The organism is Nocardia exalbida NBRC 100660 (assembly GCF_000308575.1).
Lineage (GTDB): Bacteria > Actinomycetota > Actinomycetes > Mycobacteriales > Mycobacteriaceae > Nocardia > Nocardia exalbida.
The window spans coordinates 1-25,917 of the sequence record NZ_BAFZ01000160.1 but is presented as its reverse complement, the minus strand read 5'-3'; the positions used below and the strand labels follow the sequence as shown (position 1 = coordinate 25,917).

Here is a 25,917-nt window from a genome sequence, read left to right as displayed (position 1 = left end):
GGAGACTCCCGACGATGCAGCGCTCGACTACCCAAATTCTGTACCGCTACCTGCCCGGTGCGGTCTTTGCTCACGACGACGGTTTCTATGCACGTGTCCACCGCATCGACGGGCGCAGAGTAAGCGGTGAAATAAACCAGATGGTTTTGCTGGACGAATTAACAGACGAAATCAGCCGTTGGCGTCCCGACCAGATAGGTATCCCGAATCCGCGGACGAATCGAGACGAATTCGTATTCATCAAGCCCGAGGAAGTAGTCTGGGATGTCTTCCCGCTCACCTTCGAGTGCACGAACTCGGCTTGCGGGCGTGTCCGGCGATGGTGGCGGCAGGACCGCCTCGTCGCCGATACCGGGGCGACAGGTCAGCTCCGCTGTCGGCACTGCTCCTCGAAAATGCGGCAACTCCGCTATCTCACAGCCCACAACTGCGGGTCAATGGAACCTCTTCACACCCCGTCCTGCTCGAGCTGCAGAAACGACGCCAACATGTATCTCGATGATCTCGGGTCATTCCGAGCATCATCGTGGCGATGCCGCACCTGCGGCAACGCAGTGAGCACCCGCTTCACTCCATGTGACTGCCGCCAATACGCTCGCGAAAACCAGCAGCCCTACCGTCAGGGCTACACGGCACGCGATCAACACCTCTGGTATCCCCATGGCCTCACGATCCTCAACATCTCTTCGAACCAGACCTACGACAACCTCCAACGCAGTAGTAACCGCGGTGTCGCCGCGCTGGCCTCCTGGCTCGGGGATGAGCAGAATCTAGCCGCATCGCTCACCGAGCTCGACCAGCCCGACACCGGCCCGCGCCAATCCCCGAAAGAGTGGGCCGAGACCGAAGCCAAGCTTCGGGCGAGTTACGTCGACGAGAAAACCATTGACGCTATTCGGGCATTGCAAGCACCGGCCACGGTCGGGCCGGCCGCGATAATGGCGGGCGTGAGCGGTGCAGCCATGAGAATGGCCAGCGCCCGGACCATGGTTGAACGCGCGGGTTTGTTCGACCGCAACATCATCACAGATCGTCGCAGCTTCGCCGATGTCGCGGCGAGCTCCTCCGGAACCGCGGCGATCACCAGCACGTCTGCTGTCGCTGACGCAATAGCAGCTCTGGGCATCGAAGACATATCCGTCACACAGAGCTTTCCGATCGTGACTGCCAGCTACGGCTATACCCGAGCAGTCCGCGAGCCCGGCCAGGCGCATCTACGCACGTACGCAGCACCTCGTCAATATAGCAACAAGACTCCGATCTTCGCCGTGCCCGCAGACACGGAGGCATTGCTGATCACTTTCGACGCGCGGATGATACTCGGATTTCTACGGCACCATGGATTGTGGGCAGGCACGCTGCCCGCCACGCCGCGTGAGGCGAAACTGGCCGTCGCCGAAATTCTGGCAGGAGGCCCTGGCAGCGGAGACGACAGCGCTGGAGTCATCCGGCGTCTGGTGCACTCCGCCTCGCACGCTCTGCTGCGCGCTCTGGACGACGGCCGAAGTGGTTTCGGCGAATCCAGCCTTGCCGAGTGGATCGTCCCCGACGCGTTGACTTCGGCCATCTATGTGGTGTCATATGCCGATTTCACCCTCGGAGCCTTCGATACTGTGCAACGTCGCCGAATTGGGCCATGGCTCGAGCGTGCCGCAGATGCTATGGACCACTGTGACAACGACCCGTTGTGCTCGCAGACTTCGACATTTCGACCCTACGCCGCCTGCGATCGTTGCCTGTACATTTCCTTCGGATGCAGGGTCTGGAATGCTGACCTCGACCGAAAGCTACTGCGCCGCTTTTGGTTGTGGACACGGCGACGGACCCTCGTGTGACGACTGGCATTGTCGGCCTCGTTCCGCTTGCTGAACTGCTCGCCGAAACGGTCGGCAGCCGAAAGGGTGCCGTTCGTCTCGCCGCTCGGATCTTGGACGAGGGAGCACAGGCACTCCCGCGAAGTACCGGAGACATCGTGTACGCCGCGCGCCGGGAACTGGTCGACACCGGGGTGGTAACCGAGAACGGTGTCCCGGTGGCGCACCGGGCAGCCGAACTGGTCATCGTGTGCGAGGTGTTGGCGACCAGCACACTGCCCGACTCCCAATCGCCGAATGAGCAGCGGCTCGTACTTTCCGCGCCGGCTGAAACCGCAACCGTAAGCGATGCGGAACGCCTCGATGGCCTGGTGCTCGACGTGATTCGCAACGCAACGCGCACGTTGCACCTGGGAGGGGCGTTTTGGAACCCCGCAGGTTTCGACCGTCTCGATGAGGTGCTGATACCGGCGCTCGAGGTCCGCGCCATCACTGCCGTGGTGTACGCGAACAGCCCGGTCGAGGAGCATCATAGGGCGTCGCTGCATCGCCACCTCGGTCGACTAACGGAAAACGGCCAAGTCGCTCTGCGGTGGTTCAGCGGTCCCAGACCCACCATGCTGCATGCCAAGTTCGTGATCGCCGACAGCCGGATCGGTTACCTCGGCACCGCGAACCTGACGTCATGGGGATTCCGTGGCCATATCGAGGCGGGCGTCGAGTTGACCGCAGGTCAAGCAGAACGGTTCGTCAGGTTCCTCGGAGAGCTCGAAATGGCTGGCTTGTTCACAGATAACCCGCCCGCCCCGCCGTTTCGGACAACCGACATCCGGCATAGTAGAGCCGATGATGGCTCCAACTGACCCTTGGCGCAGCGTGCTTCGCCACCTCGACGTAGCCGGGATAAACGCCAGCGCCCGCGCCGAAGCCCGCTCCCGACAAACCGTGCTGCCACCGATCACTACCTATAGGTGGTGGGCGCGGCGTACCGAGGCAGTGACCGGAGCCCTTATCGACGCGGCCAATATCGACCAACCAGGTCGACTCGTCGTCGCTGATCCATTCACCGGCGGCGGTGTCATCGCGCTGGCCGCTCTGATGCGCGGCCACCGGGTCTACGCCCAAGACATCAACCTGTGGGCAGCCCGAAACCTCACCACGATGCTCTCGCTCCCTCCGGCCGATCGCCTGGAACCTGCAGCTGACCGACTCAGGGCAGCGGTGTCACAGCTCTTGGATACCGCATACTCCACATCATTCGAGGACGGGACGCCCGCGACAGTAGCGCACACTCTCAGGGTCGCAGTGGTCACCTGCCCGACATGCCGCGACGCGGTCCGACTCTTTCCGTCAGGAATAGTCAGTCTCACTGAACGCGTCGATCAGGGGGGCAATGCCGGCTGGCTCGCTTGCCCATCCGGTCACCTCCAGTTCGGACCCACAGATCGGTGCACCCGATGCCGAAACTGCAAGCGAATGATCGACCCGGGCGCGCGATACACCACGGGCCGTCGATTTCATTGCCGATGCGGCTACTCCGGCCGCATCTGGAAGGCCGGAGGGATGCGCTGGGAACCGATTCTCGTCGAGCGCACCGTACCGGGCCGTCGAGAGATCGGACCCCCAACCGAACACGAACTCACTATCGCCGCGGACACCACGTGGCCGAGCCAGCGCCGCCTGCCGATGATCGCGCCCGGCACGGAGACCGCCGTTCTCCACCGCTACGGCATGACACGTTGGGACCAGGTGATGCCACGCCGCCAGCATGCGGTGATCGACGCACTGGTCGACAAGATCGATTCCGTCGTCACGGGGGACGCAGCCGTCGCTTCCACGCTGTATGCCGCCGTGCTAGGTTCCGTCGAAATGGCTGGCTATCTGTCCCGATGGGACGCCCGCTACCTCAAGGCATACGAGGCGATAGCCAATCATCGCTACAACGTCGCCACCTTGGCCGCCGAACCGAATGTGTGGGGTGCTCCACAGTCGGGGCGGGGTACTGTCGGTCGCCGATTGGCCCATCTCGCAAAGGCAGGAAACTGGTACGCCGAACGCCTCGGACGTGCTCCCCATGTCGTCGGGCCACTACCCGCCGAACAGCGTCGTTCCAACGGATCCCGGACCGTTGATGTCCGAGTCGTCATAGGGTCGAGCACAAGGCTTCTTGCCACGGACAACTCGATCGACCTGGTATGTACGGATCCGCCATATCACGATGACGTGAAGTACGGAGAGCTCTCCGAAATCTTCCGCGCTTGGGCCGGATTGGACACCACTCGCGTCGATGGCGAAGCAGTCGTATCCTCGGCCACCCTCGTCGACACTGACGCCTATGAAGCAACCCTCACGCGAGCCTTCCGCGAAATGCGACGGGCTTTGAAACCCAATGGCCACCTCGTCCTGTCGTACGCGAACCGCGACCCGGCGGCATGGGCTGCGCTTTTCAGCGCTCTACAAGCAGCCGGGTTCACCGCAATCGGCTTTCAGGTTGTCCACGCCGAGAACGATATCGACCACGCGAAGGCGCACCGTCGCGCATGCAACCTCGACCTAATACTCGACCTAGTGACTGCCGCCGACCACGCGTTGGAAAAGTTCATTGCCCACGGTCCGCAGGTACGAACAGACGAGGAGGATTTCTGTCACGCGGTGGGGAAGATCGCACTACAGATCGGCAGTCTCGACGGAGCATGGCGCGAAAAGCTACAGCGGACCGTTGCCAGACACCCATTTGTGACAAGAGGCAGGGCGACGACGCAGACCGACTGGGAACCGAACGATTAGCATGCACCGACCTGGATCTGGTAGAAACTCGGTCCCATCGCCCGCACGGTGGAATCAGCACCGATCGACGTCGCAATGATCTGCCTGCCACCTCAGCAGCACCGCTATCGCCTTCGCCTGAACAACGGCGAGCCGTTCCCCTTCCGCACCACCGACATATCGAACCTCGAAAGACGCCGCCACCCCTGAACACACCGCGTCCACAACCCGCCCGCCGACCGATCCGATCCGCCCATCGCTCGACCCGGCGACCGCACAACCTTCGTCGCCACCCTCGACGCCCACCGCGTCCCGACTCACCGGCACATCACCCGACTCCAACAACACCGAGTCAGCAGCATTGATCCCCTCGTCATCGGCCACGCGAGAGATTCTCGACTGGAACACACCCAAGTTCCGGCAGGCGCGCGGAGAGATGCCGACCCACCTGAAGCAGCCACAGGCTATCCCCGGTTCCACGTTCGGAGCCCTGCCCACGACGCGTCGACATGAAATGGCCAGCGGCCAGTGCCGGAACGCGACGACGCTTAGACCAGGTAAGCACCCATCATGACCAGGCGTTTCCCAGTTGCCCATGTTTTGGGTTTCCTGCCGAGGGCACAAATTTGCGACAATGTTTCCGCAGGTCAGAACGTTTTCCGGGTCAGCACACTCCCACGCGAGGCCGCCGCTGGACGCAAAACCCCAGGTGAGATGTCGCAGGTTCGACTCCTGGGGTCGCGAACCTGCGACATGCACTTCGCCCGGTCGACCAAGTGATCTACAGCATGCAGGAAGGCGAGCAGCGGTCTCGCCGCCCCGTGAGTTCGCTGCGCCCCGTCAGCCAGCGACGACCACATCACCGTTCCATCCATTAGGGTCTACGCCGCTTCGGGCAGTGCAGCTTCCATTAGACCAGTGATGGTTTCGAGCATGGTGGTGATCCGTGCGATCACCGACTCGAACGCCTCCACATTCGTCGTGACCTCGATTCCCAGCGCCGCTTGGGTCGCTCGAGCTTCCGATCCGGCAAAGTGCGCCACGCCATCCTTCGCGCGGAACTCCCTGAGATGACGCAGGATGGCAGTACAGTTCGATTCATCGTCAAGCTTCTCCACGAGCCGCTGCAGTAGCTCTAGTGACCGCTCGTCCTTAGAGCGCCTATCAGGTTCGGTTGCGGAGTCTTCGCCAGCAGATGAGGGCAGCGGCGAGGTCGAGGAATCCTTGGTGGATGTCGGTGCGTCTTTCCCAGCGGGTGGCCAGGCGCCGGTACTGGTGCAGCAGGGCCAGGGATTGCTCGACGATCCATCGCCCTGTCACTTTGTCGCGGGTGCCGCGGCGGGGGATGTAGCCGGTGATACGACGTTGCCGCAGGTCGGCATGGACGCGCGGATAGTCGTAGCCCTTGTCCGCGATCAGTGTCTTGATCCGGTGGCGTGGCCGACCCGCCCTGCCGCGCAGCGGCCGGACCCGGTCAAGCAACTCCGGCAGCATCAGGTGGTCGTTGATGTTGGCGCCCGACAGCGCGACCGCGAGAGGTAGCCCGTTCCCGCAGGTCAGGATGTGGTGTTTCGATCCTGTTTTACGGCGGTCGACCGGGCTCGGACCGGTCGCGGCGCCCCTTTTTTCGCCCGCACGTGCGAGGCGTCGGCGATGACCCGGTCGAAATCGATCAACCCGGCGCTGTTGGCGTGGGCAAGCATCGCCTGGTGCAGCGCCTCGAACACCCCGGCCGCTTGCCAGTCCCGCACTCGCCGCCAGCAGGTCATGCCGGACCCGAATCCCAGTTCTTGGGGCAGGTCTTCCCAACCGATCCCGGTGAACAGCACGAACAAGATCCCCTGGAACACCAGCCGGTCGACATCCGCGCCGGCCCCGGCGTTCCCGGCGCCCGGACCGGCAGTAGCGGTTCGATCACTGCCCACAACTCGTCATCCACGACCCACGGTGCCGCCACAACGAAACATACTGCACCGCAACAACAGTCATCGCCACTCACCAGAACCTGTTAGGAGCTCTTATCCGCGCCGCCGAGATACGTCTTCAACGGTGCCGGATCAATCCCATCGATGATCACGATCGGCAGCAAGAGCAGCGCTTCCCGAAGTGATCTCGGATCCTCATCGAGAGGACCGATCATCGACTCCCATTCGGCGAGGTGCTCATTGAGAAGCTCGCACCACAGTGGCACGCCCAGCAGCGTTTCCGCAACGCGCGGGCGATCTGTGCGACCAGCACTATCTGGGCATACTGAGGCCATTTGCCCAGGAGATAAAAGCGCTTTCTTCATTGGACCTAGGGGTCAGTGGACGCTGGCAGTAGTTGAGGATATTGACCGCTGGGCCCAGCGTTGCGCCCAGCATTGCCTTGAAAGTGGCATTCTGGGACGAGGAGTACTCATTGAAGGCGGTCAACGTCGCGCGTTCGAAGACTTCGATATCTATCTCGTACATATCGCTGGCGATCGCTGTCAAGCCGGTTGCAGTACCCAACACTGAGCAAGTGTCGGTATGCATGCGTACGAACAGGTCGCCTACCCGCAACGACGGACTCCATACCGTCTGGTCACCAACCTCGAATGCGTAGCTCATCATGCCCACTCTACTAGAATCTGGACGCCGGGATTTTCGGCACGCATCTTCTCAACTGCAGCATCTACCTGCGCCCGAAAGTTGGGATCGGCGCCAGGGGTCGTGAACCGGAGTCCGATGGGGGCCTGCTCATAGCCATCGATATACTGTCGAGCCTCGATGTAGGACCCCAACTTCTTTTCCACCTGTTTCGCAATCCACTTGTCAACATCGGCGGCATTCGTGGCCGACTTCTCCTCCCATAGGACCCCATTCTTGACCTCATCAATATCGGTGATTGTCTTGGACGTATCATTCGGATTGTCGATCTGTACTTCTCGATCCCCATCCTTCACATGATATTTTCCGTCGCTACCTAGGTGTGGTCGGCGTGGATCAGTGAACGTGACATCCGTTTTCGGGTCCGATGTAGTCAGGAGTATCGGTAGCTCGACAATGGTGGGCAGCCCGCCCGTTGTCAGAACGGCCACGGAAAAGGTGAAGCCGCCGAGCGCGGTGAGGAATGTGTTGGCAGGACCAGCCAAAGCTCCGGCAGCCTGGTCCAGGAAGTCGATCTCTTCTTGGCGTTCGTGGGGTGTTTTTTGCCCATTCGGTGTCTTTTGCTTCGTTGGTGGCTCTTTGACCTGCACCATCGAACGCCCGATCTGAATGGCGGTGACGACCACCACCATGGCGAACTGAGTGTTCATGTCCGAGCGCATCGTGGTCAAAGGAACCTTGTGGGCGTCGACTGCGGCCGCGATGTCGCGGGCAGCGGCTTCGATATCGCCGACGCTGGTAGCGAGCGTACGAAGGTGGCCTACGAGGTTCGGGATATCTTTCGGGGCGTTGGATCCGTAGCCACGCTCGAGCCCGGAGGCGACCACTAACAGTCGCCCCTTGCCGCCGTATACAGGGTCTGAATGAGCGAAGGTCTTCCATGCGGTTGCGGCGCGCGCCAGCTTATCGGTGTCCCCGTCAGGGACTTCGCCGCCAGAGACAAGCGCAGTGACCTTGTCCTGCAATTCGGTCCAGTCCGTCTCGAGTCCGCGGCTGTAAGTTCCCGATGACGCGACACCGTTAACTATGCCGGGGCCGTAAGGTAGTTCCGAGGGGAAACCGCTGGGCAACGATGGTGGGACACCCTTGTTTGGGTCGCGGTTGGCTTTGTACTCCGCGTACTTCCAGTTGTAGCCAGCCGCAGTCAAAACGTCCCCGAAGTGCTGCAATGCCCGCGCGAAGCTGGTCGCCACCAGCGTCACTGCACCAGCGCGGTCATCATAGGCTTTCGACCACGTCTTGACCGCCTGATAGCCACCGGCCATCGCGCTGGTTTCCAAAAGGACGCGTTGCATCGCGTTGTAGACGGTTTGGAATTTCTCCGACAGATCGTAGCATTCCTTGGCCGCGCTCTCATAGGACTGTGGGGAAATTGAGCCCACTGAGTTCAGCCGCCGCTCATTCTCAAATTTATTTCCGCTGCCGCGCTGTAGGCGTCGCGGGCAGTGACGGCGGCGGTGTACATCTCAGTGATTCCTTCAACCACTGCAGCAGCCCCGATTGCCCATTCTCGGTAGGCTTCCTCCTGGGCGGCGGCAGCGGCTCCCTGCCAGTTTTGCTGGATGGTGGCGATTCGGTGGTTGAGTCCGTCGAGACTTTCGGTGAGGAACCCAATGAATCCATTGGCGCGGGTGACGAGCTGGTCCAACTCATCGATATCGAAGGTGAAGTCCCGGAAGTTGTCGGCCATCACATATTCAGTTCCGGTAGGTCTAGCGAATGAAAACTTGTTGCACTGGAAATATCGCGGCCAGCAATGGACTTACTTGCCACGCCAAGAAGTCCACCCATGGCCGCGAGCGCATCCAGTACGGTGGCAGCGCCCTCCTTGGCTGCCGTCCAGCCTTCACCGAATGCGTCTGCCGCCGACCCCTTCCAATTGTCGAGGACGCTCGAAACCTCACGGTCGAGCGAGTTCAACCCGATGATCAGAGAACTAGCGACCTGCTCGACGTAGACGCCCGCATCGGTCACCTCATCCGGAACAAACGCGAAATCTGTTCCGGGCGAACCCTGCTCGGTTGACACACGCCCCCCTCCAGACATCAAGAAAACCTTAGCCACGACCGATCCCGAACGCAATAGCATCAACTCTACCGGCAGTCAGTTGGATCTCGTGGCCGCGCGGATAGGCAACACAGTGCCGTGCCCCGGTAGTGCGCACCGGACTCTTCCGCCACGCGAGCTCCCGACCGGCTGACCCATCGCCAGGTCCGGCCCACTGTCACCCAGAGTGCAACAGCTACATCAGGTTTCAACGACGTACCGTATCCCAGTAGCCGCCTTCCGTAGTCCCGCAGCCCGTACTGAAGCGCTCGTCCGATGGCTTGCGTTATCCATCGACCAGGTAGGTGTAGATGTCGAGGGTGGTTGTGCTGTTCTTGTGTCGCATGCGCCGTTTCACTTCCGCCAAGCGGTAGGCTCCGTCGGCCAGCAGCAATCTGTACATGTGGGGAGCGAGTGAAAGCCCATCTGCTGGCGCATCTTCCCGTCGGACCCAACGGCACCAACTTCGCTGGCTCCCCGCCGAGCTCCAAACCGCAGCGTTGACTACGCATCCCGTGAGCGTCCGCGCCGTCCGCACACCACCAGACCCAGTCGGCACCAATGAGAGCTTCGGCTCGCTGAGTGAACGGAACGACGGTGACTACCCGGGAGGTGTGGGCTGTCATAATCTCGGTGATTGTCGGCGCGCTCCATTCCATGCCCGTCCGCTCGCGTGCAGCCATGTGCCGAACGGCTTGGATACGAGCCCATCTGAACGCATTCTCGACCGCCGTCACAGCTCATCCTCCTACGTGAAACGGACAAGAGTGCACCGCCTGCAACCGTTGATAGTTGCACCGCGCCCGCGCGTTGCAACCCACCCCAGGACAATCACCGTCCGCGACCACGCGGCAAGCGCACAGACGCAGACACCGCGACACTCAGATCCGGATCCGGTATGTCCCCGCGATGACCAGGCGTTTTCCATTTGCCCATGTTTTGTGTGCCCCGCCGAGGGCACAAGCTGCGACGCGTCTCCGCAGGTCAGCGAGTTGTCGTGATTCCCGGACTGCTTCCGGTCCAATTGGATAGAACGGAAACGTGCAGGTCAAGACGGTTGCCTCAGTACAAGCCCCTAGGAAACACAAAACATGGGCAACCGCGTGGAAGACCACCCAGTCTGACCAGAACGAATCCACCCCACGACCTGAAATGACGCATCACCCAAGCCTATGTAACCCGGCAGACACCCGCTGACCCGGCTACGCCAGTTTGCCAATACGCTGCTCACGAGCAGCGCAACCCAATCCGTACCCGATCACGCCGGGCCGCAGGCCAGCGAAAGATCGAGGCTGAATAAGACGATGTCTCACTGACAATATCTTCATCCGAACAGTCTGCGTTTGCTGGGGACGGCCCCTGTTCCGCGAACCGCGAACCGCGAACCTCCAGAGAATGGCGCCAATGTGGGCGCTGATGGTTACAGTGTGAGGTCGACGCTGGGTACGACGAATCGGACACGATCGGTATTCACCGCTCCCCACCTGAGATCCACCACCGCATTGCCGCCATCGATTGGTTCTACGAGATCCACCTCGATTTCGACTGGCACGGGGTAGGTTGAGCCAGGCCCAAGATCTTCGGTTCCATCGAAGATCGGCAACTTGTCGATCAGGCTGTGTACGACACCCTCGGCGTCGGTCAGTTGGACCTCTATGATTCCTGGCTGGTCGTCGGCAACCCAACGAACAGCCATCCCTTTTACACTTGCCATTCCACTATTCTGCCAGCTCGTCTCCGACAAGTCACTGCCACAAGACTCTGCCGGGATCGTGTTCCACCGGATCGGCCTGCACCAGCGGCCTTGTGTGGGGTTGCCTGTAGATCGAACGAATCTCGAGTGCGTTCGGAGTCTCAGGAATCACCGTTGATCTCAGTCGATAAAGTTTACTCGATTCCGGGCCTCCTGCTGCCCAGTGGGCCGCCTGCCACGTTGAGCGTAGATATAGCGCATCGATCCGCGGAATGCGTCTCGTTGTTTCATGTAGTTCTACTGTGCGTACCCCGCACTCGTTGAGACGAAGGAGAACAGCCTTTAATTGTCGATCAATTTGTCGATATCAGCCCTGCTAGCGCCGGTCGAAATTTTCGACGGTGACGGCAGCGAACCGTACACCGCTTTCCCAGGGCGCCCACTTAAGCCAGCGGCCCCAAGTCGCCCCGACCATTACGGCGGACACTTCCAGCAGCGCCCGCCCTAATGGTGGGTTATCTGTTCACCAGGTACACCTTCACTTCACTCGTTGTGCGAGTTTCAATTCGACGTGTGCAAGCGCGGCGCGATAATCCTCGAGTGGCATCGGCTGGGCCGGAACCATCTCGAAATGTTGTCTGTCTTTTCCACGCTGGATGATCTGCAGCGACGATGGATAACTCATCACAGCGTAGGCACCTCCGAAGCGCTCGACTGACGATGGGTCGGTGTGCAGAGAAATACCGTGGGTGGTCTGTACCAGACCATCTCGGATACGATACTCGTTCGGCTTGGGCTCCATATTGTTTCCGCCCCGGTAGAAACCGCCTGGCCCTTCCGGGTACCATCCCTCCACCTGGGCGAAGTGCGGTCCTTCTGTCGTCGGCTCCGCGCTGGCCGGACTGCCGACCAGCCCCGCTGTGACGATGGATACAAAGAGCAGCGCAATCGCTGCAAGCAGTTTCCGCATCGTTAAATTCCACATTCCTGGCAATGACATACTGGGTACGTCATTGAATCACTTCATATTTGAATGTGCCGCGTGCGTTACCCAGCGAATTGCAGCTCAGCGTTGCTCGGCGATCATCTTTCCTGGGGATGTCAAATATTTCCGAGGGATCCGGCTGCCATGCGCAATCGATAGAAACCCTGACTCGGTAACTTCTTTCAGCGCTGAGATTCCAGCAGCGCACTTCGATATCTTTATCATTCTTCCGATCCGACCGACAATCCAGCGGCGTCGGGGCAGGCTGCGCCACTGCCGCGGGGGCCGTTGCGATCACACCCCCGCCCATCAATGTGGCAATGCCGCAGAGAATCGCGAGATAACTTCTGACCTTCATGAATGCTCCGCTTCGCGTCTGACATTTACGCAGAAGGTGCTCTATAATCAGCGAACTCCCCCCCGTAAACCCTCCCAGATTTGGCACCTCTTCCGAGGTCGCCCGAGCTGACACTATCCCGCTTCACGTACTGATGTCAATGAAAAAATCTGCAGCGCAACAAGATTCACGGAAGCTTGCGGAAGCGCAATCGCCGCCAGGACGCGCCGTGGACTTGTGGATACTGGGCGAGCCAGACACTCGCACCGAGGGCCAAGCCCAGCAGAGACACTACGGCCAGTATGAAAGGCGTCGTAAATCCACGCATGTCAGTCCATGTGCCAGGTGTAAAAGTCCACCACCACGGCAGAGTCTGAATCGACCACGACACGATCAATGAGGTTCCCAGCGCTATCATTCTGGGAAGATGCACACATGCTAGGAGTGCGATTCCGAAGAAGAGCGCCGTATCGAATCCGGCGCGGATTACGCCACCGAACGGAACACCGGACAAACGCATTGCCCCGATTACCGGTACTGCGAGGGCAAGGGCTATCAATACCAATTGTGTACGTTCGATAAGGGAGCGTCTGCCGAGTAGCGCATGCTCGTGAGCGTCACCGAGACGCGAGCCGGTTGCGACCACCAGTGCTCCCGCTAATAAAATCGGCACAAGCCGGGCCGGGCTTATACCGACACCTTGTTCCAGCCCGTACAGCCGCGGTATCTGCTGTTTCGCCAACGCTATGAGCGGAAAGCACACCACTAAGAATGGCACAGCTTCCAACAACGTTCGCATACGGAGGTACTGGCTGAGCGGCATCAGCGATACCCAATGTTGTCGAGCAAAGCCGGCGCCGAAGTGGCATCGCATTCACTAACGGCTCGATACGCCTGCGACATATAGAAGAATTGCTTATCCGGCGGCCAGCTTAGGACATGCTCGGCGGCGAGGTATTCTTCCGTGGGGCTGCCGTCGGCATGCCTCGATATCAGCCGGTCCGCACCCAGTGGGAAGTTGCCGAGCCATCCCATGTATATCTGGGTGAGAGCCAAGTATTCGCCTCGAATTTCAACGTCGCCCGCGCACTGTTTCGGCCGATCCGAGCCGATACATGAAGCGCTCTCGGCAGACACACGCCCCAGTATATTTACGACGCCGTCCTTCATAGTGCGGAACGGGCAAATTTTTGCTGCCGCGTCGGGCATCGCGCCGGATACGCTCAGCCGCGCCGGAATCGGGTAACCCGTATTCCGCATAGCGTCGGTAAGCTTGGGCAGCGCGGGCCCTAGCGCCGCGAGCCGCTGGGTGTCCTCGTTCCAGGAACAGACTTGCAGTTCCGATCCGACACAGACGGGCTCGGTTGCCGCGACGCGCGGTTCCAGCCAGGAACTCCCACCTGTGGCGATTGAAGCTGCGATCGGGATCACGACTGCACTGGCAAGCGCCGCACCGGTGGTCTTCCACGAAACCCGTCGGGGTATCGTGGCAGCCACAATCAATGCGGCTACGAGGAGGGTCGTGATGATTCCGACAATCGTCACTATAGGAGTCGGGGACAAGTCCACAGCGTAGGACGGCAATGATGGCAGTTGGCGTCCGGCAAGCAGAGGAAAACCGATGTGACCATCATTGGCCATGACCGATCCCACCGACAGTAGGAGCGTCGTCGCTGCGGCGGTGAAAATCGCAGCGGCAGCGCGCAGTATACTGCCGATCGCCCACCCCATGGTGACACAAAACAGAAGCCACACCATACAATCAACGACAACAGAATACTTTGGCGTACCTGCGCCGTGCGAACTGAACCGGTAGGCGACGAGTAACGCGTAGTCCATCGCAAACATGGTGATTACCACCAGATACAGCCTAACCAGGTCGCGGACCGAGATCTGCCAGCCAGCACGTACCGAAGCCTGCATTCGAAGGCGTACCGGCCATCGTTGCGCGACCCACGCAGAAACCGCGGCTACCCCCACCCCCACGAGCAGGGTTCTAGCCGCAGCCGAAACATCCACGCCGGGCCAATACCCGCTGAATTGTTCTCTCGGATCCGAGACCTGCATGTAGGTTAGCGAAAGCCCGAAAAGAGCTATCATGGCCGACTTGGGAATCGGTCGACCACCGCGGAGGTAAGCCACAAGTCTTCTCACGCGGGTACCGCTCCCGCGTCTTCGTCGTCCGAAGCCAGTTCCACGTATGCTTGCGAGATCGAACCGTACTCGGCCTTCAGCGCTGCGGGCGTGTCCTCGGCGACCAGTGATCCGCCGCTCAAAATACCGATCCAATCGGCTGATTCGGCGTCCTCCGAAAGGTGGGTTGCGAGCAATACGATGACACCCTCGCGGCCCAGGTCGTTGATCATCGTGTTCAGCGAGCGTCGATGCTTCGGGTCTAGCCCCGCGGTTGGTTCGTCGAGGACAAGTATGGATGGCGAGTGCACTATCCCTGCGGCAATGAGCGCACGGCGTTGCATGCCCCCCGAGAGCGCCTTGATCCGGTCTTTGCGGCGTGCGGCCAGGCCCACCCGCTCCAGCGCTTCCCCAGCCGCGGCCGCCGACGCTCGGCTGGACATGCCACGCAGCCAACCACAATAGGAAACGAAATCGTGCACTCGCATGGCCCGGTCCACATCGAGAGCCTGCGGTACCCAGCCTATGCGGCGCCGAATGGTCATCAGATCCCTGGGGGCGGCCCAGGAAAGCTTGTCGGAGGAGATACTGCCTGCCGTTATTGCGAGTCGTGTGGCGACCAAGGCGAGCAAGGTCGACTTACCTGCCCCGTTGGGGCCGAGCAGCATTGTCACACCAGGATTCAACTCCCAAGTCACACCGCGTAACACGGAGCGAGTCCCGTAAGAGAAACTCACATCGCTGATCAACAAGCTCATGGCTTCAGGCTATCCCCCACTCGAACCCCACGATGTGCTGACGACAGGGTAGCCGAACGCCTTCCGGACACGCCAGGCGGGCCTACTACTCCAGCCATAGTTCGTGGTCGGGCTCGTCTACAGGGACCAGCACGGCTACCCGTGATCATCCAGGGTTGCGGAAGCTCTGTTGGCCGCATTCGACGTCGGCTGAGACGAACACGAGCAGACGCTGCGCGTGAAGGAACGCGAAACCCTGGTCGTATCGCCGCTGGTGCTAACCGATCTGGATCATCTCATCCGCCGCGACCTCGGCTTCACCGCAGCGATGAAGATCACCGATGCGTTGTTGGGCCGAGCCCTCGACTGGCGCTACCGGCTTACCGAGTTGGAACATGTCGACCTGTCCACAGCGTAATCGGTCGGAGCCAAATACGAAGTGCTGCAACTTGACTCGCCAACTAGGTCGGTGTCGCGCTCGCCGACGAAGTACAGGACCGACTGCATCGCCACCCTCCAGCAGCACGACCTCCTCGCCGTCGAACCACTGATACGCGGTTTCCGCTCGTTACGGACCCTGCCGACCGACACGTAGCAACCTGGGCACCCGCAGTCACACTGCATAAGTCCCGCGAATGACCAGCAGTTTTCCAGTTGCGCATGTTTGTGTGTCCTGCCGAGGGCACCATAAGGTTCCAGGTCAGGTTTGGCCGCGCGTTCGACCCTCCTTCCATTGCTCACTTAATCTCCGCCGACCAGTTCTGACACCGTCAGCAGATGGGTGCGAATCAGATGGCTTTAGACATCGTCGTACAGGACATCAACCATGCCGAGATACACCGCTTCGGTGAAGATTCGGACGAAACGCTGTTCAAACTGTGCGCCGCGCAACCCGACACCAGCCTGATACGAGGTATCTACCGATACGGCGACACCATGTTCAACCGGTACCAGCTCGGCTTGATCCTTGATCAGATCGGGGGGATCGAGGTACGGACCGATGCCGAGCGGCAGACTGTCGACCTGCTGAGGCGGGCGGCGTCGATCGCGCTTCGCGCCAACGGATATCTCCTGTTCGTCGGCGACTGACGGGTAGGACCGGTCAGGTCTCGGGCGACCATGCAGCGTGCGAATCCGGTTCAGCGGGCAGCGATCGCTCGCCTGGCCGTCCCCTCGGACGGGTCGATTGGCCGAGCACTATTTGGCCCTCACAGGCCAGGGTTGTGCCGGTACCGCACGGTTGCACGATCTATGCGCGGCCGCGAGGGAAGGAGGCGAATGTCGAAAGAGTGTGGCGGGAAACAGTTCCGGCCGCCGGAGGACGCGCAGAATCCGAGCAGGCAGTGATTGCCGAGACGGTGGCGGAGCTCGCCGATAACCGGGCCAGCCGCCCCGGTCCGCGGTAGACCTCGAATATCACACCGCAGTCCGATTCCATGTCATACCAGAGGGTTACGGGTAACGAGAATCCGGCCGATAGCTTCGGGGTATCGACATCGGCGCCCCACTCCGACATCGACCGGCCGACATCGTCGGCGGACGGAGGTGGCGTCTCCGACTCAGCTCTCAGGAAGATCTATGACGACATCTGCCTTGGTCCCCGAGTCATCTCCACGGTCACCGCGGCGCGGCGCCGACGGTGACTACGCCCGTCTGTTGCGCCGGATCTCCGAGGCGGGACTGATGAACCGGCGTCCCGTCTACTACGCCGTCCGGCTCAGCCTCGTCGGGGTCGCCTTCGTAGCGGGCTGGGCGGCGTTCGTCCTCATCGGCGATTCGTGGTGGACGCTGCTGGTCGCGGGGTTCATGGCCGTGACGTTCGCTCAAATCGCCCTCGTCATGCACGATGTCGCGCACCGCCAAGTCTTCCGGCTACGGCAGCCGACGGAACTCGTGGGACGACTCGTCGGCAACGCCGGCATCGGCCTGGGCTACGGCTGGTGGCAGGACAAGCACACCCGGCATCACGCCAACCCGAACCACGAGGAACTCGACCCCGATGTCGCGCCCGACATTCTGGTCTGGTCGCAACAGCAAGCACGGTCCAGCCGCGGTCTGCCTCGTCTCATCGGGAGGGCGCAGGCGTTCCTCTTCTTCCCGTTCCTGTTGCTGGAGGGCCTGAACCTCCACGTGGCGGGTGTGCGTGCGCTCAGAAATCGATCGATCAAACAGCGCGGATCGGAGGGTGCGCTGCTGTTCGTCCACTTCGCCACCTACCTGGCCGCGCTGATCGCGGTGCTGCCCGCCGACAAAGCCTTCGCGTTCCTCGCTGTCCACCAGGGCCTCTTCGGCCTGTACATGGGCTGCATCTTCGCCCCGAACCACAAGGGCATGCCGACCTTGACCGGTGACGACCGCCCCGACTACCTCCGCCGCCAAGTGCTGACCTCCCGCAACGTGCGGGGTGGCGCGTTGACCGACATCGCCCTCGGCGGGCTCAACTATCAGATCGAGCACCATTTGTTCCCGAGCATGCCGACACCGAACCTGCGTCACGCCCAGGTGATCGTGCGCGACTACTGCACCGAAATCGGCGTGCCCTATCACGAAACCGGGCTGATCTCCTCTTACCGCGAGGCGCTGCGACACCTGCACCACGTCGGCGCTCCGCTGCGCACTCCCGATCGACACCCGGATACCGAAGTGCCACAACGTAATCCTTGAACAATAGCCCTACCGATATCCGTTGGTCCCAGCGTCGACGTGATGCCACGATCACGTGACATCACGTCATGACGACCGCGCTGAGAGGACGCCGCATGATCGGGGATCTCCGTATCCGTTTCGCTGTCGACGATGAGGTGCTCTCGCGGCTGCACACCGACGCATTCGGCGGTGACCACGGGTGAGCCCTTGGAAGGCGCGCCTGGAACGGCACAGCAGATCGTGGGTCGGTGCGTTCGTCGGCGATCGGCTTGTCGGGTTCGTGCACGCAGTGTGGGACGGAGGTCGGCATGCGTTCCTCCTCGACACCATGGTCGCCCCCGAATTCCAGCATCAGCGCATCGGAACCAGCCTGGTCACGACACTCATCAGCGACCTACGCGAACTCGGTATCGACTGGCTCCACGTCGACTACGAACCACCCCTCGACAGCTTCTACCGCGACAGCTGCGGGTTCCGAACCACCGACGCCGGCCTACTACGACTGAACTGACACCGAACGCCACAACGGCGCAGCCGACCACGACGGCCCCTGGACCTTCCGATTGCTGAGCCGACCAGTGCAGATCCGCGCGGATGCGGCATGACCGGACGTCGACACGTTATGTGACGCCTACGGCTTGGCCGGTGAGGTGATCGCCGGTCCGACCGGGGCCCCGAAGTCCGGCACTCCCGGGTAGTCGGGCAGCTCGACGCCGTTGATCGCGCGCTCGATCAACTCGGTGAACCACTCGCCGGTGAAATCGGGGCTCGGCTCGGCCTCCGGCGCGGGAACGGTGAGGCTACGCGCGTGCAACCGGCCGATCTCCTGGTTGGCCTCGACGAACGAGCGCATCCGCCGCTCGTATCCGGCGAACCCTGCCTCCGGGTCCCATCCGGTGGCGGCCAGCTCTCCGGCCAGCAGGTAGGCGCCGACCAGGGCCAGCCCGGTGCCCTGCCCGGACATCGGCGACGAGCTGAACGCCGCGTCGCCGAGCAGCCCGACCCGTCCGCTCGACCAGCGGTCCATCACCACCTGGGCGACCTGGTCGAGGTAGAAGTCCGGGGTGTCGTCCAGGTGCGCGAGGATGCGCGGGGTCAACCAACCCATCCCGGCCATCCGCTCGCGCAGCAGGCGCTTCTGGGCCGCGACGTCGCGGTAGTCGACGTCGAAGTCCCCCGAGGGGAAGGAGAACATGGCCATCGCCCGGGTGGCGTCCTGGATGGGCCGCAGTCCGGCCGAGCGACCGGACTCCTGGTAGTCGATCAGCCAGCGGTCCAGCCCGAACTCATTGGGCACGCTGTAGAAGGCCAGCACGAGACCGAGGTGGCGGACGAATCGCTCGCGCGGCCCGAAGACCATCGCTCGCAGCGCCGAGTGCAACCCGTCCGCCCCGATTACCAGGTCGAAGCGCCGCCGGTCGCCGCCCGCGAAGACCACGTCGACCCCGTCGGCGTCCTGGGTGAGCTCGGCGATCCGGTCGTCGAAGATGTACTCGACACCGTCGCGGGTGTCGTCGTAGAGCACCCGGGACAGGTCCCCGCGCAGGATCTCGATCTCCGCGATGTACCCGTCGCCGCCGTCGTCGGCTGCGCGGAAGGTTTCCAGCACGTTCCCGTTCACGTCCACGGTGTGCGCACCGGCGGTTTCGGTGCGGGCCGCGCGCACCGCCGCGTCCAGCCCCATCCGCTGGATGACCTCCTTGGTCACCCCGCGCGCGTCCACCGCCTGCCCGCCAGGACGCAGCTCGGGGGCGCGCTCCACCACGGTTACCTCGGCTCCCCGCCGGCGCAGCCAGTGGGCCAGCGCGGGCCCCGCGATACTCGCCCCCGCCACCAACACCCTTGTACCGCTCACCGCGCCACCTGCTCGCCCATCCGGATCGCGGCCCGAATCATTTGCTCCTGCGCGGGATCGTCGACGCCCATCATTGCCTCCATGTGTTCTGCCCGCGCTGGACGGTCCCAGCACAGGCCGATGTCGGTGTATCCATCGGTATCGACGACGGATCCCCACAGAATTCATCGGTGCAGCCGAAATGGTGTCCCTGCTCGTGCGAACACCCTGAACTCGACATCAACGGGCGTTTCGGCGTGCCCGAACCCGCAAGCCGGCCGATACGAATTACTCCAGCATGCCGGACGATCCAAGCAAACAGGTCTGCGCCGCCTCGCCGACCGCCAGTAACGACCTCAGGTCAGCCGCGTTCCCCCGCGTCCCTGGACGAGTCGGCCGTCTGGCCCCGATCCGATGACGGAGGGAGTTACGCAGTGGCCACGTTGAGCTCAGAAAGCACGCCTTCGGGGTCGTTGAGACAGCGGTATCCCTCCACTGGGAAATCGAACTGGCCGAGCACGTTCGCCACGGCATCGCGTTCCGCTTCAGTGACCGGGATCCGGCGCTTGACGAGAGTGGCGCACAACACGTCGACGAGCATCGCCCACTCACCCACGTCGCTATAGGTCCGGTAGCTTTCGACCAGCTCAGGAGGCAGGCGGTCGGCGACGCTTTCGAGAAGGTCTCGCGAGTCCTTGCTCATCCTGTTGAGCCGACGGTTACGGGCCTCGATAGTTTGCGGGTCGCGCTGACGCCTTCGCGCTTCTCGTGCCGCCCTGTCAGAATTCATCGCCCTCCTTGCTGATTTGATGGGTCGGCATTCGCGTCATCCCTGACTGCATCGTCCTACGGAACACCCCGAAGCCGGGCGAACGCCCGTCGATCAGGCACGACCGTTGCCGCGCGGAAATCGAGGGCCAGCGCGCCAGGTCGCAGTACTTCACCTCAGATCGACGAACCGATTCGGATTTATGGTGAACCGATCCGTGCGGGCGCACCGCAATCGTCGGACCGGGTATGTAGCCACCATGATCAGGCGTTTTCCAACTGCCCATGTTTCTCGTGTAGCGCCGAGTACCACTACCTGCGACTCGCCATGAAATCATCACCACCACAAATGGATTCATCGGCACGAACACCACAACTCCGCCCCTTATCGCCTTCCTGCCCGCTGCCTCTAGAAACACTGGCAGGGACCCCTCAGAAGGCCAGCCTGGTTCGGGTGTGATTACGGCGGCGTGACTTTGCCTGCCTCTCTATCCGCGAGGATTATCTGCGTCGCTATCGGTAGGGGCATCAGTCGATAGCGCATCGTCTGGCTTTCAGCTGGTCCAGCCTCCGTAGAGGTTGCGGCGTTCGAAGAAGGCGTCGTCAGCTTCCCGCACAGCCGCTTCGTCCAACGGTCGGCGATGTTCGCTAGTCCTCGCCTCCGGAGCCAGGAGCAGCTTCGACCGGTGGAGAAGACGCGGGTCGGCTTTTTGCAGAAGTCCTTCGATCTTGGACTTGATGTCAGCGCGGGCTTTGCTGTGGCAATCACGCACAGCGCTCGCAAGCTGGCTGCTGGTCCAGTTCATCACGGCAGGGGCGATTTGCAAGCTGGTGATCTCACCGCTGGCATCGACTTCGATGAGGACTCCGCGGTCTTTGCCGCGCCCGCGGAGTTCGGCTGCTTTCTCGATCAATTGCTCGCCGTGGCGGCGGATCTCGGTGAGCTGTTGTTGAAGCTGCTGCTCCCATTGCCCCATGTTCGTCATGAGCGGTCCACCTCCCTAGTGAGTGTGTGCTGTGACTGTCGCCTCGGCGTGTAGAAGCCTGCCCGACTGGGGCAGCATCGCGAAACACGGGTCTGGTCAGCTCACACTCATACCGCGTTCCGGCCATGCGTTGGACTCGCTGTACACGGAGTTGATCTTCCTGGACGCTTTGAGGAAGATGTAGTCGACGTCGCCGTCGACCGGCTGGGCGGTCCGAGAAGCCTTGTCCATGGCCAATTTCCTTGTCAAAGCCCCCGGGTCGTCACCGAATTCGTACACGACGATCTCCGGGCTCTCGGACTCTTTGGCGAAGTATACGATTGCTGCCACGCTCACCATCCACTTTCGAAGTCTTCGCGCTTGTTCAACGGAACCTGGGTCTGCCAATTGAACGACTCGTTCGCGACCCGGTGAGCATCCTGATACGTGACGCCCGGGTTCGCTCGCAGGTAATTCAACTCGGCGAGCTCGTGCTCGAGCAATACGTGATCCTCAGGCAGGGCGTTCCCGGAGCGCAGCCGGATCCACGCGTCGGCGATTTCAGGATCGGGATCGAACTTCCGGACCACGACTTGGCCGGTCTCGTAGTCCAGAATCGGGTGTTCGGTGTCGAACAGATGCTTCTTGATCGCAGCGATCTCGGCCTCGGAGAATCCTGTTGCGCCGTTGGCTCGAGCGAGATCGTCGGTGTTGCGGCTGATCGCGGAGATGTCGCGCGGGTCTTGGGTGAAGTTGTCGTAGGCATCCTGGGCCCACCTCGTTTGTGCGGGGTCATCGAGCATGTTCGCCGGCCGGCGCCGCCCGCCGCTGAGCCATTCATCGGCGGTTCCCCTTCCAGGGGTTGCCCCACGGGCTTCGCGTGTCCACAGCTTCGCCTTCGCGACGTCGACCCATTTGCCGACCTTGTCCAGTAGCGGTTTCAGTGCCGCAGTGACCGGCCTGATGGCGCGCGTCACTATCTCGGTAACCCTGGTGCCGAGCTCGCCGATGATGGTGGCAATGCGACGAGCTCGCACCGCGATACGACCAGCAAGCGCGGTATTGCCCACCCACTCCGAAACCGTAGCGGTGAACGGCGCCAACACGGCGAAGACGGCCTCAGCGGCCGCGGTTTCGATCAGGAAGTCTTTGACCTCCTCGAGGATCTTGTGGTGGGCCTCGTCGAGGTGGTGGGCGTACTCGCCACAAGAGTCCCCGAGCGTTTGGCACGCATCAGCCAATGCGTTGAGATCAGTCTGACGTTCCTGGCAGGTGTCGACCGCGATCCCGATCTCCGGCGACTGCTGGTTTGTCAGCAGCTCGACTGCTCGGGGCACCTGAGCAGCCACGGCGCGGTAGTCCGCCGATGCGGTGTGCCATGCGGTTTCGGCGGCGGCGAGTTGGTCTTGGTGACCGTTGGGCCAGCCGAAACCGACAAGGTTCTTGAGGATTGACCACCCGAATGGCTCGGGGATCCCGTCGCCAGCCGCCGACGGCGCGTCTTCGGCCAGACAGGGCGCGATCGACAGCTGCGCGGGTGCAGGCGAGGAAGGGTTACGCGGATCGGAACCGGTCTCCGCGAGCTGATGGTTATGTGCTCCGACAGCGATCAAATCTCTGGTTTGACTACACGCAGTCGCCAGTTTCGATGACGATGAGATCGCCAGCTGGGCGGCCTCATCGTAGGCACTGGCCCATTGACCACCGACACTGTCGCTACCAGCCATCCCCGCATACGTGCTCAACACGGTGATCAGCGCCGCATGGGTTGTCACCGTGTCAGCCGACATCTGGCCGAACACCTCACCCGCGGAGGAGTATTCACCGGCGCGGTGGACGATGACCGGTACGGTCGGAGCCGTCACTGCGGCCACATCCGGTAGTTGGTCTCGGCAGCTCCCATGTAGTTCGTGTGTGCCCGACGCGCCACCTCACGTAGCTCATCGAGGTTGTCCCGCATCTCGCCGACACCGACCATCCAGCGGTCATGGGCTACACGCTGCGCCTCAGCGGCTTGGCTCGACCACGACAAATGCAGATCGGCGACGTGCTGATGCACCTCACGCAGCCAACCTTCGACCTCGGCGCCGAACTTCGCCATGGTCGCGATCGCGTCATCGAGCTGCGACAGATTCACACGGTAGCTGCAGTCGTCGTCAGCCACGGCTAAACCTGATTACCCAGCCCGGTGAGCCCCTCGGCATTGGTGCCATCGCGAAGCTCGTAGCGGTTGGCCGCGTCGGCGAGGTTCATTGCCGACGTTTCCAACGCCGCGACGATCTGATCCGCGCCGCGCTTCCACTCCACCCAAGACTCGTCATATGCCGAAGCCGCACGGCCCTGCCAACCGTCGGCCAACAACTCTCCGCCGATCGTTTCATCCAGGCGCGCGAGTCGCTCTCGAATCGTCTGCGCTTTGTCGGCGATGAACCGCGACGCCTCGCGGAGCTGGCCGACCCGAACCTGTAGTTCACCGACCACTGCGACTCCCCTCTGCCCCTGCTCGCCGATCGCATCCAACTATAAGTGAACAACCGAAAAATCCTGTCGGCGAGAGCCGTCGAGGAATGCGCTCGCCGCCACCGGGACACAACCTTCGACACCTCTGCCGCCAGCACATCCGTGGCCAGCTCCGCCACATGGGCGCGTTCGGCAACCAACCCGGCTCCGCAACGCCTCGATGACGGCCAGCGACTCGTCCCGGTCTTCCTCGGCTGAACCGCCACGAACACTCCTGGCGAAACAGACCGCCGAAGCAGGCGTTCGGGGAGTGTCCGGCCGGTGCTCCAATGTCAGACCGGACTACGTCGCTGTGGTCGACGGCCAGGCTCGGTCGTCGATGGTGAGCCAGGGTTCGGTGGCTGCGGAGGTGGGGGCTGTGCCGGTGAATTCGCGGATGTCGCGGTGGAGGTGGGATTGGTCGGCGTAGCCGGCGTCGGCTGCTACTCGGGAGGGAGGGTGTCCTTGGACGAGGCGGTGGACGGCGTGGTCGAAGCGGACCAGTTTGGCGGCGCGTTTGGGGGTGAGGCCGATTCGGGTGCCGAAGCGGGACCACAGTCGTTGGCGGCTCCAGCCCAGCTCGGCGGCGAGGTGCTCGACGCGCAGACGGCCGCGGCTGAGCTTGATTTGTCGCCATGCCCAGGCGACCTCCGGGTCGAGGCGGTGGTCGTGCCGGAACCGCGCCGACAGCGCGGTGTCGACCAAGGCGAATCGGTCGGGCCAGTTCGGTGTCTCGTGCAGGCGCTCGCGCAGCCACCCCGCCTCGCGCCCCCAGAGGTCGTCCAGACCGATGATAGATCCACCCAGCTCGGCGGGAGGCAGACCGAGGATAGCTTGGGCGACAGCGGGTTCCAGGCGAATCTGGACGCATTCGACGGCCTGGACGCATTCGACGGCATGGACGCGGACCGGAAGCGCGGTGCGGGCGAGGCCGAGGGTCAGGCTGCCCGAATGGCTGCGGCCCGTCGAGTCGCGGACGTCGAAGCCGCACTCGCCGAACTCGACGATCACCGTGACCGCCGGATGCGGAATGACACGCACCTGCTCCGGGCCGTCCCCGTGGACATGGAATCCGGCCATGTCGACGCCGCGCAGGGCGGGTGGCCGCACCGGCCGCGCGATGTCCCAAGGCACAGGTCGATTGTATGAGCGGCCACGGACGCTGACATTTCTTCAATACGCGACCCGCTGTCGTGCTCGAACGTGGTGACGTCCCCACCAATCGAAGGAGGAACCGTGGACGAAACCACCACCGCCGCAGGACGCAATCGGTGGCAGCGCATCGGGCTGCTGATCGTCACCGCCCTGGTCGCCGCGCTCACCGGCAATACGACCGGCGCGGCGAAAGCCGAGACCGACGATTCGCACGAACGCATGGTGCACCTGACGGGCGGAGACATCCACGTCGTCGCCGACGGAACACCCGGTGCTCGTGCGTTGGTGCTGCTACACGGTCTGGGCGCCTCGACCGCCTACTGGGATCCGGTGCTGCCCGCCCTGCGGGACCAGTACGTCGTGCGCATCGATCTACTCGGCCACGGCAAGTCCGATAAACCCGACAGCGGCTACAGCACGTCCGAACAGGCGAGCCGAGTCGGGACCGCGCTCGACCGGCTGGGCGTGCGCCAGGCGATCGTCGTCGGGCATTCCTCCGGGGGCTACGTCGCCACCTCGCTGGCCGAACAGCGCCACGACCTGGTGTCGGCGATCATGCTGATCGACTCCGGACCCAGCCTGGACGCCGTCACCGACAACGGTCCGGTCGGCAACCTCCTGTTCGTTCCGGCGATCGGGCAGCCGCTGTGGCCACTGCTGCCGGACGTCGTCCTCCGGCAAGCCATGAGCTCCGCGTTCACCCGGGACGTGCGGATCCCCGACCAGTTCGTCGCCGACCTGCGTGGCATGACCTACCGCAGTCTCACCGCGACCTCGGCCGCGTCGGATGACTACCTGCGGGAACGCACCGAAACGGACCGGCTCATCGACCTCGGCGTGCCTGCCATGGTGCTCTACGGGTCGCAGGACAAACGTTGGCAGCCGGACTCTTTCGAGGATTACCGCCGC

Annotated in this window: 28 protein-coding genes and 1 pseudogene; 8 read left to right on the top strand and 21 right to left on the bottom strand. The window is 62.4% G+C overall.

The window, feature by feature from the left end; all coding sequences use genetic code 11:
- Positions 1–14: 14 nt before the first annotated feature.
- From ON29_RS31295 to ON29_RS36245, 3 genes are all read left to right on the top strand, one after another.
- Entirely contained in the window at positions 15–1,835 is a 1,821-nt protein-coding gene (locus ON29_RS31295; RefSeq protein ID WP_157172966.1) for a hypothetical protein, read from the top strand.
- Complete coding sequence (locus tag ON29_RS31290; RefSeq protein WP_157172965.1) at positions 1,832–2,677, top strand: phospholipase D-like domain-containing protein; 846 nt, start codon at positions 1,832–1,834, stop codon at positions 2,675–2,677. Before ON29_RS31295 ends, ON29_RS31290 begins: the two co-directional genes overlap by 4 nt.
- A 613-nt stretch (positions 2,678–3,290) precedes the next feature.
- Positions 3,291–4,601 (top strand): hypothetical protein, encoded by a 1,311-nt coding sequence (locus tag ON29_RS36245; RefSeq protein WP_157172964.1) that lies wholly within the window; start codon positions 3,291–3,293, stop codon positions 4,599–4,601.
- Between the two features lie 54 nt (positions 4,602–4,655).
- Here the strand turns inward: ON29_RS36245 and ON29_RS31280 are convergent, their stop codons facing one another.
- The 12 genes and pseudogenes from ON29_RS31280 to ON29_RS35180 form a co-directional block, all read right to left on the bottom strand.
- Positions 4,656–4,964 (bottom strand): hypothetical protein, encoded by a 309-nt coding sequence (locus tag ON29_RS31280; RefSeq protein WP_157172963.1) that lies wholly within the window; start codon positions 4,962–4,964, stop codon positions 4,656–4,658.
- 497 nt (positions 4,965–5,461) lie between these two features.
- On the bottom strand, positions 5,462–5,698 hold the full coding sequence (locus ON29_RS31275; protein ID WP_040871808.1) for a hypothetical protein: 237 nt from the start codon (positions 5,696–5,698) through the stop codon (positions 5,462–5,464).
- A 46-nt stretch (positions 5,699–5,744) separates the two neighbouring features.
- Positions 5,745–6,537, bottom strand: a pseudogene (locus ON29_RS35190) (IS5 family transposase).
- Positions 6,538–6,817: 280 nt separating this feature from the next.
- Positions 6,818–7,171: a DUF6086 family protein gene (locus ON29_RS31255; RefSeq protein ID WP_040871836.1), complete on the bottom strand. Its 354-nt coding sequence runs from the start codon at positions 7,169–7,171 to the stop codon at positions 6,818–6,820.
- Positions 7,171–8,592 (bottom strand): hypothetical protein, encoded by a 1,422-nt coding sequence (locus ON29_RS31250; RefSeq protein WP_157172962.1) that lies wholly within the window; start codon positions 8,590–8,592, stop codon positions 7,171–7,173. Before ON29_RS31250 ends, ON29_RS31255 begins: the two co-directional genes overlap by 1 nt.
- Positions 8,593–8,597: 5 nt before the next feature.
- Positions 8,598–8,900, bottom strand: coding sequence for a WXG100 family type VII secretion target (locus ON29_RS31245; RefSeq protein WP_040871806.1), 303 nt, complete (start codon positions 8,898–8,900; stop codon positions 8,598–8,600).
- On the bottom strand, positions 8,900–9,238 hold the full coding sequence (locus tag ON29_RS35185; protein WP_157172961.1) for a WXG100 family type VII secretion target: 339 nt from the start codon (positions 9,236–9,238) through the stop codon (positions 8,900–8,902). Before ON29_RS35185 ends, ON29_RS31245 begins: the two co-directional genes overlap by 1 nt.
- A gap of 1,438 nt (positions 9,239–10,676) precedes the next feature.
- Positions 10,677–10,970 carry a hypothetical protein gene (locus ON29_RS31240; protein ID WP_157172960.1) on the bottom strand — a complete coding sequence of 98 codons (294 nt, stop codon included), beginning with the start codon at positions 10,968–10,970 and terminating at the stop codon, positions 10,677–10,679.
- 517 nt (positions 10,971–11,487) lie between these two features.
- The gene (locus ON29_RS36240) at positions 11,488–11,919 is read right to left on the bottom strand and encodes a hypothetical protein (RefSeq protein WP_157172959.1); all 432 of its coding nucleotides are present in this window, start codon (positions 11,917–11,919) and stop codon (positions 11,488–11,490) included.
- A 40-nt stretch (positions 11,920–11,959) separates the two neighbouring features.
- Complete coding sequence (locus ON29_RS36235; RefSeq protein ID WP_157172958.1) at positions 11,960–12,292, bottom strand: hypothetical protein; 333 nt, start codon at positions 12,290–12,292, stop codon at positions 11,960–11,962.
- 801 nt (positions 12,293–13,093) lie between these two features.
- The gene (locus ON29_RS31235) at positions 13,094–14,131 is read right to left on the bottom strand and encodes a hypothetical protein (protein WP_157172957.1); all 1,038 of its coding nucleotides are present in this window, start codon (positions 14,129–14,131) and stop codon (positions 13,094–13,096) included.
- A 290-nt stretch (positions 14,132–14,421) separates the two neighbouring features.
- Positions 14,422–15,162, bottom strand: coding sequence for an ABC transporter ATP-binding protein (locus ON29_RS35180; RefSeq protein WP_083864188.1), 741 nt, complete (start codon positions 15,160–15,162; stop codon positions 14,422–14,424).
- Positions 15,163–15,379: 217 nt separating this feature from the next.
- On the opposite strand from ON29_RS35180, the gene ON29_RS35175 reads away from it, so the two are divergent.
- From ON29_RS35175 to ON29_RS31210, 4 genes are all read left to right on the top strand, one after another.
- Complete coding sequence (locus tag ON29_RS35175) at positions 15,380–15,559, top strand: PIN domain-containing protein (protein ID WP_051175807.1); 180 nt, start codon at positions 15,380–15,382, stop codon at positions 15,557–15,559.
- A 359-nt stretch (positions 15,560–15,918) separates the two neighbouring features.
- Positions 15,919–16,230 (top strand): hypothetical protein, encoded by a 312-nt coding sequence (locus tag ON29_RS31220; protein WP_040871803.1) that lies wholly within the window; start codon positions 15,919–15,921, stop codon positions 16,228–16,230.
- A gap of 489 nt (positions 16,231–16,719) precedes the next feature.
- Positions 16,720–17,805 (top strand): fatty acid desaturase family protein, encoded by a 1,086-nt coding sequence (locus ON29_RS31215; protein WP_051175806.1) that lies wholly within the window; start codon positions 16,720–16,722, stop codon positions 17,803–17,805.
- A gap of 181 nt (positions 17,806–17,986) precedes the next feature.
- The gene (locus ON29_RS31210; RefSeq protein WP_217999360.1) at positions 17,987–18,298 is read left to right on the top strand and encodes a GNAT family N-acetyltransferase; all 312 of its coding nucleotides are present in this window, start codon (positions 17,987–17,989) and stop codon (positions 18,296–18,298) included.
- A gap of 120 nt (positions 18,299–18,418) precedes the next feature.
- Here ON29_RS31210 and ON29_RS31205 read toward each other — a convergent pair whose 3' ends face one another.
- The 9 genes from ON29_RS31205 to ON29_RS31170 form a co-directional block, all read right to left on the bottom strand.
- Positions 18,419–19,642, bottom strand: a complete 1,224-nt coding sequence (locus tag ON29_RS31205) for an FAD-dependent monooxygenase (RefSeq protein ID WP_083864187.1) — start codon at positions 19,640–19,642, stop codon at positions 18,419–18,421.
- 406 nt (positions 19,643–20,048) lie between these two features.
- Positions 20,049–20,324, bottom strand: coding sequence for a MafI family immunity protein (locus ON29_RS31200; RefSeq protein ID WP_040871802.1), 276 nt, complete (start codon positions 20,322–20,324; stop codon positions 20,049–20,051).
- A 76-nt stretch (positions 20,325–20,400) separates the two neighbouring features.
- Entirely contained in the window at positions 20,401–20,763 is a 363-nt protein-coding gene (locus ON29_RS36230) for a hypothetical protein (RefSeq protein WP_157172956.1), read from the bottom strand.
- A gap of 180 nt (positions 20,764–20,943) precedes the next feature.
- Positions 20,944–21,375 carry a YbaB/EbfC family nucleoid-associated protein gene (locus tag ON29_RS31195; protein ID WP_040871801.1) on the bottom strand — a complete coding sequence of 144 codons (432 nt, stop codon included), beginning with the start codon at positions 21,373–21,375 and terminating at the stop codon, positions 20,944–20,946.
- A 96-nt stretch (positions 21,376–21,471) separates the two neighbouring features.
- The gene (locus ON29_RS31190) at positions 21,472–21,705 is read right to left on the bottom strand and encodes a hypothetical protein (protein WP_157172955.1); all 234 of its coding nucleotides are present in this window, start codon (positions 21,703–21,705) and stop codon (positions 21,472–21,474) included.
- Positions 21,706–21,707: 2 nt separating this feature from the next.
- A complete protein-coding gene (locus tag ON29_RS34170) occupies positions 21,708–23,219 on the bottom strand; it encodes a WXG100-like domain-containing protein (protein ID WP_157172954.1) in 1,512 nt (503 codons plus the stop codon).
- Positions 23,216–23,518 carry a WXG100 family type VII secretion target gene (locus ON29_RS31180; protein WP_040871799.1) on the bottom strand — a complete coding sequence of 101 codons (303 nt, stop codon included), beginning with the start codon at positions 23,516–23,518 and terminating at the stop codon, positions 23,216–23,218. The genes ON29_RS34170 and ON29_RS31180 overlap by 4 nt, the downstream gene beginning before the upstream one ends.
- A 2-nt stretch (positions 23,519–23,520) precedes the next feature.
- Positions 23,521–23,835, bottom strand: a complete 315-nt coding sequence (locus tag ON29_RS31175; RefSeq protein WP_051175804.1) for a WXG100 family type VII secretion target — start codon at positions 23,833–23,835, stop codon at positions 23,521–23,523.
- A gap of 321 nt (positions 23,836–24,156) precedes the next feature.
- Positions 24,157–24,987, bottom strand: coding sequence for an AraC family transcriptional regulator (locus tag ON29_RS31170; RefSeq protein WP_040871798.1), 831 nt, complete (start codon positions 24,985–24,987; stop codon positions 24,157–24,159).
- A gap of 102 nt (positions 24,988–25,089) precedes the next feature.
- Between ON29_RS31170 and ON29_RS31165 the strand changes: the two genes are divergently transcribed.
- On the top strand, positions 25,090–25,917 hold an 828-nt coding region (locus tag ON29_RS31165; protein WP_051175803.1), incomplete at its 3' end, for an alpha/beta fold hydrolase.